The 15,944-nt window shown below is 67.4% G+C and carries 10 protein-coding genes and 1 pseudogene; 5 read left to right on the top strand and 6 right to left on the bottom strand.

Annotated elements, in window-relative coordinates; genetic code table 11:
- Positions 1–607 precede the first annotated feature (607 nt).
- From OIE49_RS36960 to OIE49_RS36950, 3 genes and pseudogenes are all read left to right on the top strand, one after another.
- A complete protein-coding gene (locus OIE49_RS36960) occupies positions 608–3,118 on the top strand; it encodes a DEAD/DEAH box helicase (protein WP_161240666.1) in 2,511 nt (836 codons plus the stop codon).
- A 1,015-nt stretch (positions 3,119–4,133) separates the two neighbouring features.
- A pseudogene (locus OIE49_RS36955) lies at positions 4,134–4,541 on the top strand (ATP-dependent DNA ligase); the annotation flags it as partial.
- Between the two features lie 318 nt (positions 4,542–4,859).
- A complete protein-coding gene (locus tag OIE49_RS36950) occupies positions 4,860–5,093 on the top strand; it encodes a hypothetical protein (RefSeq protein WP_326806435.1) in 234 nt (77 codons plus the stop codon).
- Positions 5,094–5,154: 61 nt separating this feature from the next.
- Here the strand turns inward: OIE49_RS36950 and OIE49_RS36945 are convergent, their stop codons facing one another.
- From OIE49_RS36945 to OIE49_RS36935, 3 genes are read right to left on the bottom strand one after another with little or no spacing between them, the layout of a single operon-like run.
- The gene (locus OIE49_RS36945; protein ID WP_161240665.1) at positions 5,155–7,107 is read right to left on the bottom strand and encodes a DUF3732 domain-containing protein; all 1,953 of its coding nucleotides are present in this window, start codon (positions 7,105–7,107) and stop codon (positions 5,155–5,157) included.
- Positions 7,104–7,589, bottom strand: a complete 486-nt coding sequence (locus OIE49_RS36940) for a three component ABC system middle component (protein WP_161240664.1) — start codon at positions 7,587–7,589, stop codon at positions 7,104–7,106. The genes OIE49_RS36945 and OIE49_RS36940 overlap by 4 nt, the downstream gene beginning before the upstream one ends.
- A complete protein-coding gene (locus tag OIE49_RS36935) occupies positions 7,589–8,803 on the bottom strand; it encodes an ABC-three component system protein (protein WP_161240663.1) in 1,215 nt (404 codons plus the stop codon). Before OIE49_RS36935 ends, OIE49_RS36940 begins: the two co-directional genes overlap by 1 nt.
- Positions 8,804–9,326: 523 nt before the next feature.
- Between OIE49_RS36935 and OIE49_RS36930 the strand changes: the two genes are divergently transcribed.
- Complete coding sequence (locus tag OIE49_RS36930) at positions 9,327–9,755, top strand: hypothetical protein (protein WP_326800487.1); 429 nt, start codon at positions 9,327–9,329, stop codon at positions 9,753–9,755.
- A gap of 8 nt (positions 9,756–9,763) precedes the next feature.
- On the opposite strand, the gene OIE49_RS36925 is transcribed toward OIE49_RS36930, so the two are convergent.
- Complete coding sequence (locus OIE49_RS36925; RefSeq protein ID WP_326806434.1) at positions 9,764–10,738, bottom strand: DUF4238 domain-containing protein; 975 nt, start codon at positions 10,736–10,738, stop codon at positions 9,764–9,766.
- 28 nt (positions 10,739–10,766) lie between these two features.
- Positions 10,767–11,798 carry a YaaC family protein gene (locus OIE49_RS36920; protein WP_161240660.1) on the bottom strand — a complete coding sequence of 344 codons (1,032 nt, stop codon included), beginning with the start codon at positions 11,796–11,798 and terminating at the stop codon, positions 10,767–10,769.
- A 120-nt stretch (positions 11,799–11,918) separates the two neighbouring features.
- Here OIE49_RS36920 and OIE49_RS36915 point away from each other — a divergent pair, with 120 nt between their 5' ends.
- Complete coding sequence (locus OIE49_RS36915) at positions 11,919–12,701, top strand: hypothetical protein (protein WP_326800489.1); 783 nt, start codon at positions 11,919–11,921, stop codon at positions 12,699–12,701.
- A 489-nt stretch (positions 12,702–13,190) separates the two neighbouring features.
- Here OIE49_RS36915 and OIE49_RS36910 read toward each other — a convergent pair whose 3' ends face one another.
- A complete protein-coding gene (locus tag OIE49_RS36910) occupies positions 13,191–15,848 on the bottom strand; it encodes a tetratricopeptide repeat protein (RefSeq protein WP_161240659.1) in 2,658 nt (885 codons plus the stop codon).
- Positions 15,849–15,944 lie beyond the last annotated feature (96 nt).

Here is a 15,944-nt window from a genome sequence, read left to right as displayed (position 1 = left end):
CACGGTGGCTGCGCTCCCGCTCCGCGTGAGCGCCTGTCAGGTCACTGCGTGACCTGACGTCAACTCGCATGCTGCGCATGCGAGTTAGTCTCGCGCCGCTGCGCGCCACGAGCCACGGCCGCAATGCGGCCGGCCCCCACCTGAGCCCGGAACGGGGCCTCCGCTGCGCTCCAGCCCCAACCCTCCCCGCCTACTGGGGAACCGGCCAGGAAAGCAGCAGCAGGAGGGGTGACGGGAAGTCAGAGGGGCTTGGAAGCGCTGGACTGGGAGTGGACTTGAGACCACGATCACGTGACCTCCCGTCAGGCTGCTTTCCGGCTCCGACTGGGCCAGACTATCGTAATCGTGCCACGTTCGAGGGATTTTCTCTCTTGTTGCTGCTTCATTTTGAAGCACGAGATAGACTCTGGACTCAGAGCGCACCACCCTTGGAACGCTCGGAGGCTTATCGAGATCCGCTTAGGACCCTTGCGTGTGCTTCGGTGAGGCAGAGTAGCCAACCACCCGAGCCACTCCCACCGTAGCCCTTCTGGCGCCTCTACGTGCAGGTTTCCCGTTTCCCATCGCTCGAACCGACAGGGCATCACCCAGGAGAAAGCAGACAGGAATGTCGACCACGAACCGCGCGGATCAGCGTGAGGCCGCCCAGCGAGAAGCCATTGACGCGGTACTGCGCGCCCTTGAACTCCCTGCAAGATCGCTGGTGCCAGAGCGGGGTCTGCGGACACAGGTGATCATGGCGACCGGGTCCGGGAAGACACGGGTGGCGGTCCGGAGCGCGGAAGAGCTCCACGCGGGCCGGGTGCTGGTCCTCGTGCCCTCGCTGGATCTGCTCGCCCAGACCGAGGCCGCATGGCGCGAGGGCGGCCGCAGGGGCCCGATGATCGGTGTCTCCTCCTTGCGGGGTGAGGAGGTGTCCTTTCCCAACACCACGGACGTGGACGAGCTGGTGGAGTGGACGAGGGGCCTGGAGAAGGTCACCGTGTACGCCACCTACGCCAGCCTGGGTCTGGGCACGCTGGAGCGGGCGCATGCCGCCGGCCTTTCGGCGTGGGACCTGATCGTGGTCGATGAGGCGCACAGGACTTCGGGCCGGATCGGCAAGCCGTGGGCGGTCGTTCACGACAACCTGCGGATCCCGTCGCTGCGGCGGCTGTACATGACGGCCACGCCCCGGCTGTGGCAGCTGGACGAGGACCAGGAGCAGGGCGGTGCCCCGGGTGAGCTGGTGGCGAGCATGGAGGACGACCAGGACGGGCCGTTCGGCAGCCGGTGTTTCACGCTGACGCTGTCGGAGGCGATCGACCGGGGGATCTGTGCGCCGTACCAGGTGGTGTGTGTGGACATCACCGATACGCAGTTTCAGGCCGTGCTGCTGCTGGGTGCCGAGGGCCGGTCGGACGAGATGCGCGGCGCCCGGCTCGCCGCGCTCCAGACGGCCCTGGTGAAGGCGTCAGCCGAGGAGGCCTTCAAGCGCACGCTCGTGTTCCATCACGTCGTCAAGGAGGCCGAGGCGTTCTCGGCCGGGGTCCCGGATGTCGCCGCGCAGCTGCACGCCGCCGATCCGGAGCTGTACCCGGCGACGGTGTGGGCGGACTGGCTGTGCGGGGATCACAAGGCGCTGCACCGCCGGCGTGTGCTCGGGGAGTTCTCCTCCCTGATCGCCACGGACGGCACGGTGGTGGAGAAGGCGTTCCTCAGCTCGGTGAAGGTGTTGGGCGAGGGCGTCGATACCCGCAACTGCGACTCCGTGTACTTCGCCGACGTGCGCGGCTCGATGCCGGACCTGGTCCAGGCCGTGGGCCGTGCGCTGCGGATGCAGCCCGGCGAGGGCAAGATGGCATCCCTCGTGGTGCCGGTGCTGCTGGCGCCCGGGGAGACGGCGGACAACATGCTCACCAGCCGGGCGTTCGGCGGGCTGGCGAAGCTGCTGGAGGCGCTCAGGGCGCACGACACTCGCATCGTCGAACAGCTGGCCCAACCGCAGGCCCCGAGCCGCTACAAGCCGGTCCAGAAGGACGCCCAGGGCAAGGAGAAGAGCGGCAGGGACGGGGGGCCGTCCGCGTCGGCGAAGGCGTTGCTGAAGTTCTCCACGCCGCGTGACCCGGCGCAGCTGGCCGCGTTCATCAACCTGCGGGTCCTCAACCCCGAGCACGAGCACTGGCGGCGCGGCGTCGAGGCCGCCGTGCTGTACACGCGCGAGTTCGGCGACCTGAAGGTGCCGTTCACGTACCGGGTGCCGAAGGGACCGGAGGCGGTGGAGGCGGGGTGGCCGGCCGCGCTGGGCAACTTCCCGCTGGGGCAGTGGATCGCAGATGCCCGTCGCTTCTACGCCCGAGGGGACATGGACGAGGACCGCGTCCAGCAGCTGGAGAAGCTGGGCATGGTGTGGTCGCACTTCGACGTCGCATGGGAGGAGGGCCTGGCCGCTGCCCGCGGCTGGGCTGCCGAGAACGGGCACCTCCTGGCTCCGCTGGACGCCACCTACCAGGGCGCGAAGGTGGGCATCTGGCTCAAGAACGCCCGGGCCGCCGCCCGTAAGGCAGCCGAGATCGAGCAGCGGCATGCCGAGGGCCTGCCGGTGGGATCGGTGGCCGGTGCGCTGTCGGAGGACCGGCGCGAGCAGCTGGAGGAGATCGACGCCTCGTGGTGCCCCACCTGGCCGGTGGAGTGGCAGCGGGCGTTCCACCTCACCCGGCTGCACCTGGACGAGGGCGAGGCACTGCCGACCGAGCCGGGTGACGTCCTGCGCCAGGGCGAGGACCTCGGGCGGTGGGTGCGTGCCCAGCGGCTGGGCTGGGACAAGCTCACCGGAGTGCAGCAGTGGATGCTGGAGCAGGTCCTCGGGATCGAGCCCGCCACCGAGGACGAGAAGCCCCAGCCGCGCCGTACGCAGGCCGACAAGTGGGCCGCCAACCTGGCCGCCGCGAAGCAGTTCTACGAGCGTGAGGGCCATCTGATCGTCCCCCGCAGCCACGTGGAGACCGTGCTCTCGGACGAGGGATGGGAACTGCAGTTCCGTCTGGGGGCATGGGTCAGCAACCAGCGCTCGCGTGCGGCGACGTTGTCGGAGGACCGGCGCGAGCAGCTGTCCGCGATCGGGATGCGGTGGTCCTGACGATGAGCGGGAACGCCTCGGTCATCACGGCGGCCGCCGTGGCTCTGGTGGTGGGCTACCTGGTGGGCCGGGTACGGCCGTGGCAGCGACTGGGCTGAGGACCAGGTGCGGTTCACCGGAGCGTGGGGGCGCGGCGGCCGGATCCGCCAGGCCGCCGTCGTCCTGGTTCGCTGTGTGAGGGGCGAGTCCAGAGGCGTGGGCTGCGCGCACCGTCTATCGGAATACCCGGAAGAGCTCACCAGAAAGGGCCGATGTTCACCCGAACGAGGGACCTACGGAGGCGTGATCCCTGAATTCTGTCCGGAATGAAGGATGTTGTTCTGATTTGCCCTTATAGACGGGTCGGATAGACGCCCTGAAAGACCGTAGAATCCACCACGGGCGTTTCTCGAAGTGTCCACCTGCCGCACCCCTCCGGGTCAATTGACCGGAGGAGAGCCCTCCGGCGCACCGGAAGCAGGAGAAACACCATGGGGGACGACGATGAACCGAACTGGGACTTCTGGACCTTCGTGGTCACGCTGGTTGAGTGGCTGCTCGACGTGATCACGAAGCGATAGGCCCAGCCCGGCCATCACCTACAGGAGCCGCCTCCCAGCCAGGGGGCGGTTCTTGTTTTATCTACCCGCCGAACCCCACCCTAACGAATCCATAGATGCGTCCGGCGTGCGGGCACCATCGTACCCGACAAACTTGCCGACCAGAAAGCTCTTCGGTTCCCGGCGCGTGATTTCATTTCTGAGCACCCAAATCGCTCCTGGAGGCTTTCAGAGGCTTTCACGGGCGTCCAGCGCTCGAAAGTTCCTGAATTTGAAATGCCCGCATGCCCACTTTGCCGCATTTCATGGTGATTCTCGAAGCGCTGTGCGGCCCTGGGCCTTGGGGAACACGCCACCTCAGGGCCCGTTTTGCAGCCCCAGAGGAAGGACTGACGCAAGTACAGGCGTAAGTACGCTCGAGCACCGCTACCTGTGGCCAGCAGGCGACCGGTGTCCACCGGGGGCAGGCTGATGGGGTGGAGTGGCCGGTGGACGTCGCCCTCGCGCAGCCCGTGACGCAGCTGCCGACGGGCCCGTCGTGGGCCTACAAGATCAAGGTCGACGGCCACCGGACCGTGCTGTGGCGGACCGAGGACGGCGTCCGGCTGCAGTCGCGGGCCAGCCGCGACGTCATCGTGCTATGGACGGACCTGGCCGTGGCCGCGATGCGCCTGCCGCCGGGCGTGATCCTGGACGAGCTGATGGTGTGGGAGCGGGATCGGCTGGCATTCGAGCGGCTGCAGCAGCGACCTCCCCGGCGCGGGGCAGCTGCCGCTCAGGCGGCACGGGAGTGGCCGGCGCACTTCGTGGCCTTCGACCTGGTCCACCGAGGTGACGACCTGACCGGCTGGCCGTACGCGCGGCGCCGTGCGGCGTTGGAGGCGTTGTTCGCGGAGCGCGGCTGTCGGCGCCGTTCACGCTGTGCCCGTCGACGACCGACCCGGCCCTGGCTCGGGAGTGGCTGGATTGGACGGCGGCCGCGGTGGAGGGGCTGTGCTTCAAGCGGCTGGGGGAGTCCTATCGCGGGTGCGTGCGGTCGTGGCGGAAGTACAAGGTGCGGGTCACCACGAAGGCCGTTATCGGCGCGGTCACCGGGTCGCTTGCCGCGCCCTGCACGCTGCTGCTGGGACGCTACGACCCGGCGGGTCGCCTGCAGTACGTCGGCCCGCCGCACCACTCTGTCCCGGGCCGCCGGCCGCGCTGTGGCCGACCATCTGGCCTCGCCGCACGGCGCGCACCCGTGGACGGGCTGGACGTTCTCAGCAGGGTGGGGAACGCAGCACACCCTCTATGCCGTCCTGGTGCAGCCGGATGTCGTGACGGAAGTCGGCGTCGACGTCGCCCGCGACAGTGCCCGCCGGTGGCGGCACCCGGCCGGCCCTCACCGCATCCGCGCGGACGTCGACGTGGCGCAGGTACCGCTGTTCGACGAGTGAGCCACGCTGACCGCCCCTACGCCGCAATCGACGCGACACGATCAGGTTGCAGACCAGGCGTTCAGTCAGCCTCTTCCTCAATCCAGTCGGCAGGTACGAGTGCTTGATCGGTGTCGTAGCGCCATCGCTGGGTTACGTATGGGCTGAAGTCCGGGTGGTCCAGGTCGGCGTGTTCCATGACGATGACCTGGAACTGGCCTTCCAGCAGGCGCAGCGTCTGATGGATTGTCTGGAAGATCTTCAGCAGCTTGTGGCGGTCGTTGGCTCCCAGAATGGCTTCGCCTGTGTGGTCGGGCGGGAAGAAGACCTGCGACGGTTGGTCGAGCACCAGGACACGAGGCACGGGTGCGCGGTGCTCAGTGAACCACTCGTGAAGGCTGAGCATGGCTGCTACGTGGTAGCCGAGGTGGTTCTCTCCGCTGCCCATCTCGGGTAGGGGCAACGGGCCATCGGCCTTGTCGGCGATGACGGTGAGGCGGTTGACGTCGAGCCGGATGGGGTTCTCCGAATGCTCGAGGCTGAGCCCTGCGGCCTTACTGGTGATCTTCTGGCTGATCAGTGAGAGGTAGCTGGCGAGGCGCTCGCCTTGTGTGTCGTCGCTGAGCAGTTCTTCCAGGTCGGCGATCTGCTGACGGAGTTCTTCTCGCCGGTCTTCCACTTGAGGGGTTACTGCGCGGCGAGCGGCGGTGTCCAGGTAGAGACTGATGCGTCCCTGGACCATGGCGGCGCGGCGAGCGTCGTCGGGTTCCTGTTGTAGGGCCCGCATCCCCGCGGTGACTTCGTTGATCTCTTCTTGATTCCGGGCGAGTGCAGAGCGCAGTTCCTGCAGGCGCTCTTCCTCCTGGCTGATCAGGCGTTGAATCGCTGGGGTGTCGCTACCGATTACCTGGAGATCGCCGTCCAGATGTGCGAGGTCGCGGGTGAGGGCGGTGACCGTGTCGTTGGCGGAGGGAAGGCTGCTATCACACACGGGGCAGTGCGAGGCGTTGGAGGTCTCGGGGTCTCGGCGGAGCAGGCCGAGGGAGACCAAACGGGCACGCTGCTCGGTGGCTTGGGTGGTGAAGTCCGTGTTCTCGGCAAGTGCTCGCTTGAGATCGGCGATCTTTACACGGGTCTGTCCGTGGAGGCCGCGTAGCTCGTTGCGTCGCGTGGTGAGTGCGCTGAGGGGATCCTCGTCGCTGTCCTGCTCAGGCGGGGGGCCGGTGTGGTTCATGGCCTGGCGTAGAAGGCTCAGCACTTCGTCGGCTGATGGCTCTGGATTGGTCAGGGGTGCTACCAGGTGCGCTTCGACGGCCTCAATGAGCAGGGCGCGGGCCTGGCCGGCGGCGGGGTCGAGGTTCCGTGAGGGGGCGAGCGCGGTTTCGAGGTCAGCGAGGTCGCGGCGCAGGAGGCGAAGCCGGTTGCGACGCAGTGCCTGCTCTGGGTCTACGGCGCCCAGGAAGTACGGGATGACACCGCGGATGGTGTTGGGTCGCCACTCCTCGCCTTGGGAGTGGAAGAGCAGGTCTGGGTTAGCGACCTCGTTCTGCGCTTGGAGGCAGAAGAACAGGGCGTGGCGGATGGACGGGGCGATGGTCTGGGCTCGGCCAACGGCTGGTACGCGGACTGTGCGGTCGATGCCGCAGAAGTCGCTGAGCATGTCCTTTGCCGCGTCCAGCGGGGTGGCGAACTTGAGCTCTTGCAGCGGTGGAGGCGGGGTGCCGGGGGCTTGCGAGAGGATGCACAGGACGGTGCTGACGGCGGCTTTGCCTTCGGGTGCGCGGCGGGCGACGAAGAGTTGCTGGCCGGGCTTGACCAAAGTGAGGGCGTAGACGCTGACGTAGTCGCGGACCTTGCCAGCCTTGACAGGGTAGCCGTTGCTGGCGAGGCAGTAATCGATGATGGTCAGCAGTGCGCTTTTGCCGCGTCGGGAGTCGCCGGTGACGATGTTGAGGGTGCCGGGATCAAAGGGCACGGTGCGCATCTGGCCGGGCTTCTTGCCGTAGATGGTGACCGCCTGGATCTGAAAGGTCACGGCTTGACTCCAAGGAGGGTCAGGACGGTACTGAAGCTTCCGGTGCTGGGCAGCCAGCGCCCGAGCTGGACGGCAGCCTTCTGGATGGCGACGCTCTGTTCCGTGTCGCCCTTGATCGTTTTGGTGAGTGCGCGGGGAACGAGAGTCAGTCCCTCGCTGTCCCAGTGCAGGATGTGACTCTGCAACGCGAACAGCAGGCCGGGGCGCACGACCGCAGCCAACGAGGCCGCGTGGCGTGTCATGGCGACTCGCACGGCGTCGTTCTCGTCCAGCCACCCCATCAGACCGGTTCCCGTGGTGGCCGGCAGGACCGCCCGGATGGATGGTTGCAGGGCCATAACGGCAGCTGTCACGGCCACCTGCAACGGGCACGGAGCCGCGTACTCCTTGTCATAGCCCTGGACTGCCCGGGTACACAGCACCGCTGTGAACGCCGGGTTGTACAGGGCCCGCTCCTCGCGGCTCAGTTCGACTGCCGCCATCAGCGTGCTCCGGTCGGCTCAAGGAGGGCCATCAGCCGGGCGGTGAAGTCCGGATGCCAGCCGACCCGTAGTTCGTCGGCGAGCATGTGGTATGAGCCCTTGGGGATGAACACTTCTTCGAGGCCGGTGCGGATCTGGGCGCGGGCCTCCCGGTCAACCCAGCGATAGATCAGTTTGGCCTCCCGCTTCATCTCCTCCTCGGTTGCGTCGTCTCCGAGGTCCTCCCGCATGTCCGCGAAGCGCGCCTGCCACTCCTCAACCAGCCTGCGCTCGTATCTGCCGAGCTCTCCTACGCGGAGCAGCTTCTCCTCCGACCAGCGCGATCGTTGGTTGAATGCCCGCACGTAGTCCCGCACGGCGAGACGGATGCGTTCGGATCCGACGCCAATCAGGTCAAGTTGGCGGACGAACATCTTGTCGGCGGACTCGGCAGGCTCAGGGTTCAGGTCGGCGATATCGGGGTCGATAGGCAGATTGTTGGGACCGAACTGGTGGCGTAGATCGCTGAAGATCTGGTCGAACTCCTCGCCGGTGATGGGCGCGCCGCCAGGTGTGCGCATCTGCTCGATCACCCGGTCGTAGAACCATCCCTCGAGGCGGGTGAGGAAGGACTTAGCGAGGTCGTGCCCCACCACGAGGGCCGCATGGCCGAGCATCGTCTCGCGGACCTCGTCGATCCGCGGAGCGTCACCGATGACGTCGATCCGGGCAAGCAGGGCGCTGTGTCCTACAGCCCCATCGGCTTCCAGCCCGTCGAAAGCCGCAAATGCCTTCTGCAGCTTGTCGCTCGAGGATGCTTCACGGGCCGCCCGCAGCAAGGTGAGGGCCTTGCCTTCGTCACGATGTCCGCTGGCTTTGGGCTGCAGGTGATAGCCGGCACTGTCTGGCGGGAGCTCGGCCGTCGTCATCAGGAAGAGGTTCGTTTCGGCGAGGTCGATCCGCCCGGCCGTAGCTGCCTCGCACCAGATCCGAAGCGTCTTCCACAGATCGGGGGCCGAGTCAGTCAGCCGCGTGCCGTCTGCTCGTTGCTTGAGCTGAAGTAGCTCTCTCACCGACCCGGCATGCTTCTCGATGTCGTCGGCGGCCTCAACAGCAACACTCCACTCCAGTCCGCCCACCCACTGCTCGATGCAGAACTGCAGCGCCTTGGCGAACTGGTAGAGGTAGCCGAGCGCTGAAGCAGATGCTTCGAACTGATCGTCCTTGGCCGCCATAGCCCCCTCCACCCATCCTGTCGAGCTGCCAGCGATCTTCGCACGCATGTGACGCTGGGCACATAGGCGGTACCGCAATCGTGACGCTTCCCAGGCCACCAACCTGATTGGTCCGCAACGGGCAAGAGCCAGCAGATCGTCGCCGGCGATAGGAAGGGCGGCAGCTGCGAGGAGGAGCGGGAGCTGAAGCTGGGCGCCTGGATCGGCCACCAGCGTCCGGGGCCGCGACGTTGGCTCCGGAGCGGGTGGAGCAGCAGTCCGCGATCAGTATGCGCTGGACGTAGAAGGCGCACGTCACATGTGACTCCCAGCGCCCCATAACAGGTACAGAGAGAGCGAAGGCCCGGACCAGGCGTCCGGGCCTTCGTCATGCCCTCGAATTTCCTCGCCGGTCGCTGCTGTCCGGGGGCCGGCTTCCGGCCTTACAGGGTGAAGAAGCCGATGCCGCAAGGACGAGACGCACGCACCTGAGACCTGTCACCGTCCCGTCCGCCATGCCGAACTCACCCCGGAGGCCAGAGCAATGACCACCCACCAAACGACCGAGGGAATACCCGCGCCGATCGCGGCTACGCTGAACACGCCCACCCTGGGCCGGGCCGAGACTCCACAGGGACGCTCTCAGGCAGAGAGCCGCAGCAGGACCGCCGACCGCGCGGCGCACACCCCCGCGGACGACACCACGCAGGTGTCCGCTGTCCTCGATCTCTCTGCTCAAGGGAGCAGCATCATGACCCGGGACAACGTGCCCGCGCCCGTCCAGCCACCCGACCCGTCACCGGCTCGGCAGCAGCCCGCTGCCGGTGCTGGCCTGACCGCCGCGATAATCCAGGGGGCCGCCCAGGGCGCCGCTCGGTCCTTCACAGCCCGCCTGGTGGACAAGTTCCTGATCAACCCGCCCGACTGGCCTAGAACCCTGTGGCACATGCTGCCGCGGCCCTGGGACCACTAGCCGCCTTGTCAGCGGCGAGTGGTCCAGAGATGAAGGATGTCCTTCCCCATGGGCTCTACCGTGCCGTCCGGGTTCTCCTGGAAGCCGGGGGCCGTGTTGAAGCGCAGCGTGGGCCCGCGCTCGCTCAGCTGGACCCTGTCGAGCGCGGCGTGCCGGTCCGGGTGCCCGATGACGACCTGTTCGCAGGTGTCCGCGAGGTCCTGGTTGCAGCTGTTCACTCGGCTGAGGCTGACCTCTTTCGCGGATGTGCCGTGGCCGGGGACGAGGACGAGCTGAGCTGTGGGGCTGACCGGGAATCTGATCTCGTGAGCCCCCTCCAGGCCGAACCCTCGGTAGGCGTCCTCCGGAGTTTCCGGGCGCCAGAGCACGAGGGGTGCGTCGGAGGTGAGGAAGATCGGCTTGCGGCAGGTCTCGAGGCGCCAGTGCCGGGCACGGTACTGCGGGATGCACACCCGGACCGAGCTGAAGGTCACGGCGACCGCTTCGTCGTGGGTTGGGTCGTTGCCGCCGTTCATCGCCCGTGTGCCGTGGTAGTAGTCGAAGGCGCCCTGGACTTCGGCTTCCCGTGGCGGGTGACCGAGATGCTTGCGCGTGAGGTACTCGGTCATGAGAGCCATGTCGACTTCCCGGCCGTTTGCGTAGGCGGTGACATTACGCCCGAAGAGCGGACCAGTGCGCTTGCGTGGTGTCCTGGCAAACTGCACAGCCAGGTAGAGGCAGAGCAGCTCACGGTCGTCGCTGCCGACGGCCGGCGGCATTCCCGTCTCGTCTATTCGCCGCAGGGCGGCAAGCCCCTGCCCTTCCAGGCCACTGAGCTCGTGCTCGATGGCCGTGGAGGGCAGGCCGTTCTCGTCCGTGATCGTGTAGAAGCCGGTCTCGGCAGCAACGTTCTTGACGTTGGCGAGGTACGTCTTCGGCGGGCACCGGCGTCTCACTCTGACCATGTCGCCTCGCCCGAATCGTGCCAGATAGCTCTGCGGCACGTAGTGATGGAGTTTCGGCACAGACACGTCAGGTGCTCACCTCGGTGATGGTGTCCGCGATCAAAACGGGCAAGTGGTTGATGCCGCGTTCCAGGAGCCGTTCGATCGGGACTGCGTACTTGCTGGTGTCTACGTTGATGAGCGTGTTCCAGACCGCGGGTTCGTAGCGGGCGAGCATGGACAGCGTGTACAGCACGGCCCACCAGGCCATCAGCGGGTGCAGTTCCCGCTTCATCGAGCCCAGGATGGGCAGGAAGTACCGGCTCCCGGCGTAGCCGCGGGTCAGGGTCCGCAGATGGGCCTGCCGTTCGGCCATAGTCGCCATCCCGTCGAACCCCGTTCCCACGCCCTCGGGCATCAGCCAGTTCATCGACAGCTGGCCCCCGCCGTGGTCGTAACGGACGTAGTTCGGAAGCGCCGCCGCTCCCACATTCGAGTAGCTCTCGTGCTGGGCGACAGCCGGGTACACCGTCAGAAAGTCGGCCAGCGCCTCACGAGTGCCGGCTTTGACGATCCGGTCGGGAATGTTGCACACGAAGACGCTGAGCAGGGAGTGGTCGCCTTCGTCGACGCTGCCCTCGCTTGTGTAGAGCGGGGTGAGCCGGTCCCTGGTGGTGAGCGGGTAGCTGAGGTTCGTCGGCAGCAGATCCCAGATGTCTTCCAGGCGCAGCGGGTCCTTCTCCCACACGGGTGAGTCGAGGACCTCGCTGACCTTCACGAAGCTGCCCTGGGTGCCGGGCGGGTCGGTGCGGATCTCGATGTCGGGGAAGGGCGAGTGGAACCCCGTGGTCTTGATCCCGTGGGTGTCGAGGCGCCAGTCCTCGCCCTTGAGGGACCAGGCGGCGGCCGTAATGGCGCGGCCGGCCTGGCTGAGGCCGTAGAAGGCCAGGATCGGGCTCGTGGCCGGGCCCACAACGGCGGCGGCGTGGAACAGCTGCTGAGCCTGTTCCAGAGCCGCCGTGTACGTCTTGCGGCGGGAGGCGCTGCTGGCTTTGGCCGGTGGATTGGAACGGCTGGCCCGCAGCCGCTCCCACGCCTCATCCGCGTCGAGATCGCTCATGGCCGGGACGCTACCCGTTGTCGAGTTGACGCCGCTGGGTGAATTTCTCCCTCGCGTACACGGGCGCGGATCTAAGCGCATGGTCCTAACTTGCCCTGTTTTTAAGGTTCTTGAAAGAATTTGAGACATTCTGCCACGGTCGGGTTCGCCCGCTCCGGGCGGACCGAGCGAGAGGAAGATCCCCCATCGCACGACGCACCGGAGTACGACGAAAGCCAGGCCGCCGGACGTCTCCGGGTGCCGATCGCCTCCTTCCGGTGGGCGCGGCACACCGGCCTCGTCCCGGCCCCGGACGCCTCCTCCTACCAGTGGTCGCGGGCCACTGTGGAAGCGATCGACGCCGCCGCGATCCAGGCCTCGCTCCCCCACGAGCCGATCTCCGCCGCAGCGACCGCGGACCGGATCGCCCGAGCCCTGGACACGCCGAACATGCCCGACGAACCGCCAGTCGTGAGCGCCTTCGCAGTGCGCCGGCTCATCACCTGCGGGCTGCTGACCGGCCTGACGGCGAACCCAGAGGCCGTACTGATCAACCCCGACCAGGTGGCGGCAGTCTGCGGCATCAAGGGCCTCGCGCAGCGACTCGCCGCCGAAGCGCCGCTCGGGCCGGACCAGGCCGCCGCCAGGCTGGGCGTGAGGAGGGTCGACTTCGACTACATGCGCGACCTGATGTGGGTACGGCCGACGGAACGGCGTCAGGTACGTTTCGGCACGTCGCGGGCCGGATCGGTGATGAATGGTCCCCGATGTTCACCACGGCGTCCGTCGACACGCACCCTGAGGTCGACCGGGAGCAGCTGCACAACGTCGGAAAGGGCCGGCGCTCCCCGCTCGCCCTGTGAAGGCCAGGCGGCAGGAGAAGGAGGCCGCCGCGGTGTGAGCGCGCGCCACTCGTGTGGGTGATGACAGCCGGGCGGTTCGGCGACACGCTCAGCAGGAAGTCGAGAACACCACAGACCACTTCAGGGCCCGGTCGCGTAGCGCGGCCAGGCTCGCGCCGTGCGGCGGCGCGGCTGTACCGCAACGGTCGCGCCGCCCGGGCCGCCTGCTGGCCGTGCGGAAGTACGTCAGCAGGCAGTCGGTGTCACGAAGGTGCAGGCTGACGGTGTGGAGTGGCCCGTGGACGTTGTCCTAGCGCGGCCCGTGACGCAGTTGCCGACGGGTCCGTCGTGGGCGTACGAACTCAAGGTCGATGGTTCTCCAGACACTTGAAGTTGCCTCATCGGATGACACCGTGGCTCATGCCTGCTCCGCCCTCTATCGGAATACGAAGAAGGTCGCACTTAGCCGCTGTGCCCGGGCCGACCACTGCGCCGCCGATGCCGCCCAGATGACAGTCGCAAACCGACCCGGAGATCGACTTCGACGCGATCAATGGTCGGGATGCGCACCCTAGGCTGGGTCGTTGTCGGCGGTGCGCGGTTCTGGCCACGCCCACGGCTTGGCCAGCGTGCCGTCTGCGTCAAGGCCATAGCGCTTATACTCCGGCGCTGATTCCTCCCGTATACGCGCCAAGTCTTCCAGGGTCGAGAGGCCTGCGCCGTTGATGACTTGCACAGTGAGTCGTTCTGCTTCCTGTCGGTCCCTGTTCACCAATCGCAGCTCGGCCAGTGCATGCAGGGTTGCAAGATCCTCGGCATCGGTCTCGGCGGGGGGCAACGGCTCGGCCCTGTCACGATCTCTGCCCCCTTCTCGCGACCGCGCCGGATCCGCCCCAAGGTGACTGCCGACAGCGTGGTACAGCCGTTCGGCCTCCTCTCGATCTCCGGCCGCATCTCGCAGTCTTGCCAAGCCCAGCAGGGCCGCGGGATTCGCGCTGTCGGCGGCGGCTCGATAGAGGCCTTCGGCTCGCGAGTCCTTAAGGTTCTCCAGAACCCGTGCCATCTGCACGACAAGGACAGCGTGGCCAGCGTTGGCAGCAGCACGAAACAGCCGTTCGGCCCTGTCTCGCCCCCCGGCTTTCTCCCGCATGGTTGCCAGGGCCAGTAGAGCGCCGGGGTTTCCGGCATCGGCAGCTTGAAGGGCGAGTTGTTGGGCTTCGTCACAGTCCCCGGCCCTCTCGCGCATCATCGCCAGGGCCGTGAGGGCTTCGCTGTCTCCGGTATCGGCGGAGGCGCGAAGCAGCTGTTCGAGGGTCTGTCGATCCCCAGCTGGCTCTCGCAAGTTCGCCAGGGAGAGCAAAGCGGCGGAATCCCCGGCATCGGCGGCGAGACGGTACAGCCGTTCGGCCTCCTCTCGGTCGCCAGCAGCCTCTCGCCTCTTTCCCAAGGTCCGCAAAGCGGCGGAATCCCCGGCATCGGCGGCGAGACGGTACAGCCGTTCGGCCTCCTCTCGGTCGCCAGCAGCCTCCCGTTTGTCCCCCAAGGTCCGCAGGGCGGCAAGGTTCCCGGCATCGGCGGCGAGACGGTACAGCCGCTCGGCTCCGTCGGAATCCAGGGTTACCTCTCGCAACATCGCCAAAGGCAGTAGGTCATTGGGGTTACCGATATCGGCGGCTGCGCAGAAGAGTTCTGCGGCGTGGCGGTAGCGGCCCCGGATCTGAGCAGCAAACCCGAGCTGGGTGAGGTCGGTTTTGCTGGTGAGATGTTCGGCTGCGGCGTTCCAGAACGAGACGGGCGGGAACAGCAGCCGACGGGTGCGGCGGCCGTGCTGTTGGAGGTAATCGGCGAGGCGGACCACATTGGGCAGCGCGCCCATTCCGGTTGGGTGGGGGAGATCCTGCAGTGGCCTGGTGGTCTGTTTGATCAGGGTGCGGGCGTGGGCCAGGGCACCGATGAACCAGTCGGGGCTGGCATTGGTGCGTTCGGTGTCGGTGAGGTAGCCGGGTGCTGCGGCTTCCAGAAACGCTAGCGGCAGAGGCCTGCTGACCCGCAGCCGGTAGGCGTCCATGGCCGCGCTGATCAGAGCCCTGCCGTAGATGCCGTACGCGCCGGCCGGGTGCTCGTAGTGGGTGACCAGGTCCGGTCCGGCGGCCAGGGCCTGAGTGAGGTTGACGCCGCCGACATCAAGGGCAGTGGCTAGGGACTGGTCGTGGCCAGCCGTGCTGCGGACGGCGTCCAGGTCGTCGGCGAAGGAGCGGGGAAGGAAGGTGTAGTGGGCCTGGGCCAGCAAGGTCCGAGCGTGCCGGTGCGGGTCGTCGTTGCCGGGGGCGGCAGTGAGTGTCTCGTCGTGGTCGGGCCACAGGGTGGCGATCACTATGAGGGGGCCGTCGGCATCGAGACGGCGAAGCAGCGCGGCTGCGGCAGCTTCGCCTGCGGGGTCAGCCAAATAGTCCTGTGCCTCGTTCAGCCACAACACGGTCCGTGGAGCAAGGGCGTTCGCGGCGAGCACGGCCAGGAGGTTGTCGGTGTTCGTAGGGGAGAGTAGCTCGAAGTCGTCCGGCACCGTCGCGTTCAGGGCTTCGAAGGCGGTGCGGGTTTTACCGGTGCATGACTCCCCCCGCACCACCACTAGCAGCGGTGGAGCCCCGTCGGCTATGGCGGCGGCCAGGCGCTCGCGCAGCTCGATGTCGTGCGGGCGGGGCACGTAGGTGGGCAGGACGAACCCAGAGCCGTGAGGCCCGGAGGGATACCCGGGAACGGCCGGGTGCACTCCGAGCCGCTGGGGTGTCCAGGACCGTACGGGGCGAGGGAGGTCCGGCAGCGCTGCCTGGCGGGCACGCCGCTCGTCGTCTTCCAGGGCCTTGTAGGCCTTCTGCCGTTCGACGGCCTCCAGATTCACCTGCGTCCGGCGCTGCTGTTCGTCGGCCCACGTACTTCGCCAGCGGGTCTCGGCCAGCAGATCGGCAACGGTCTCGCCCGGGACACCAGGGGCCATGGTCTGCAGGATGCCCAGGCGGGCGGCCTCGGCCCGGATATCCTCCAAGACGGCCAGCAGCGGTTCCAGCCGTTGAGGGAATCGCCCGCGCAGCCACGCCCCGACCGTGTCCCGGGACACCGGCGGTCGCGGAGCCTTGGACAGGGCATTGTCCGATGGTTTTCCGCCCAGACGGTCCCGCTTGAGCGCGCCCACACGCCGCAGGTCCTCGAAGAAGTCAGGCGTCATGCCCATGGCCGCCCCCTGCTCGCCGGTGTCCGGACGGACATTACCGGACACCTGGAGGCCAGGCCCGTCACCAGAAGCCCAGGGACAGATCTGTCCGGCTAC

This window comes from Streptomyces sp. NBC_01788, assembly GCF_035917575.1.
In the GTDB taxonomy this organism is placed as follows: Bacteria; Actinomycetota; Actinomycetes; order Streptomycetales; family Streptomycetaceae; genus Streptomyces.
Note: the sequence above shows the minus strand (reverse complement) of the source record. Positions and strands in the feature narration are given on the sequence as shown.

Coding starts and splice junctions, on each gene's coding strand:
- OIE49_RS36910 (WP_161240659.1), bottom strand. CDS start 15,848: ATGGGCATGACGCCTGACTTCTTCGAGGACCTGCGGCGTGTGGGCGCG.
- OIE49_RS36960 (WP_161240666.1), top strand. CDS start 608: ATGTCGACCACGAACCGCGCGGATCAGCGTGAGGCCGCCCAGCGAGAA.
- OIE49_RS36930 (WP_326800487.1), top strand. CDS start 9,327: ATGACCACCCACCAAACGACCGAGGGAATACCCGCGCCGATCGCGGCT.
- OIE49_RS36935 (WP_161240663.1), bottom strand. CDS start 8,803: ATGGCGGCCAAGGACGATCAGTTCGAAGCATCTGCTTCAGCGCTCGGC.
- OIE49_RS36920 (WP_161240660.1), bottom strand. CDS start 11,798: ATGAGCGATCTCGACGCGGATGAGGCGTGGGAGCGGCTGCGGGCCAGC.
- OIE49_RS36940 (WP_161240664.1), bottom strand. CDS start 7,589: ATGGCGGCAGTCGAACTGAGCCGCGAGGAGCGGGCCCTGTACAACCCG.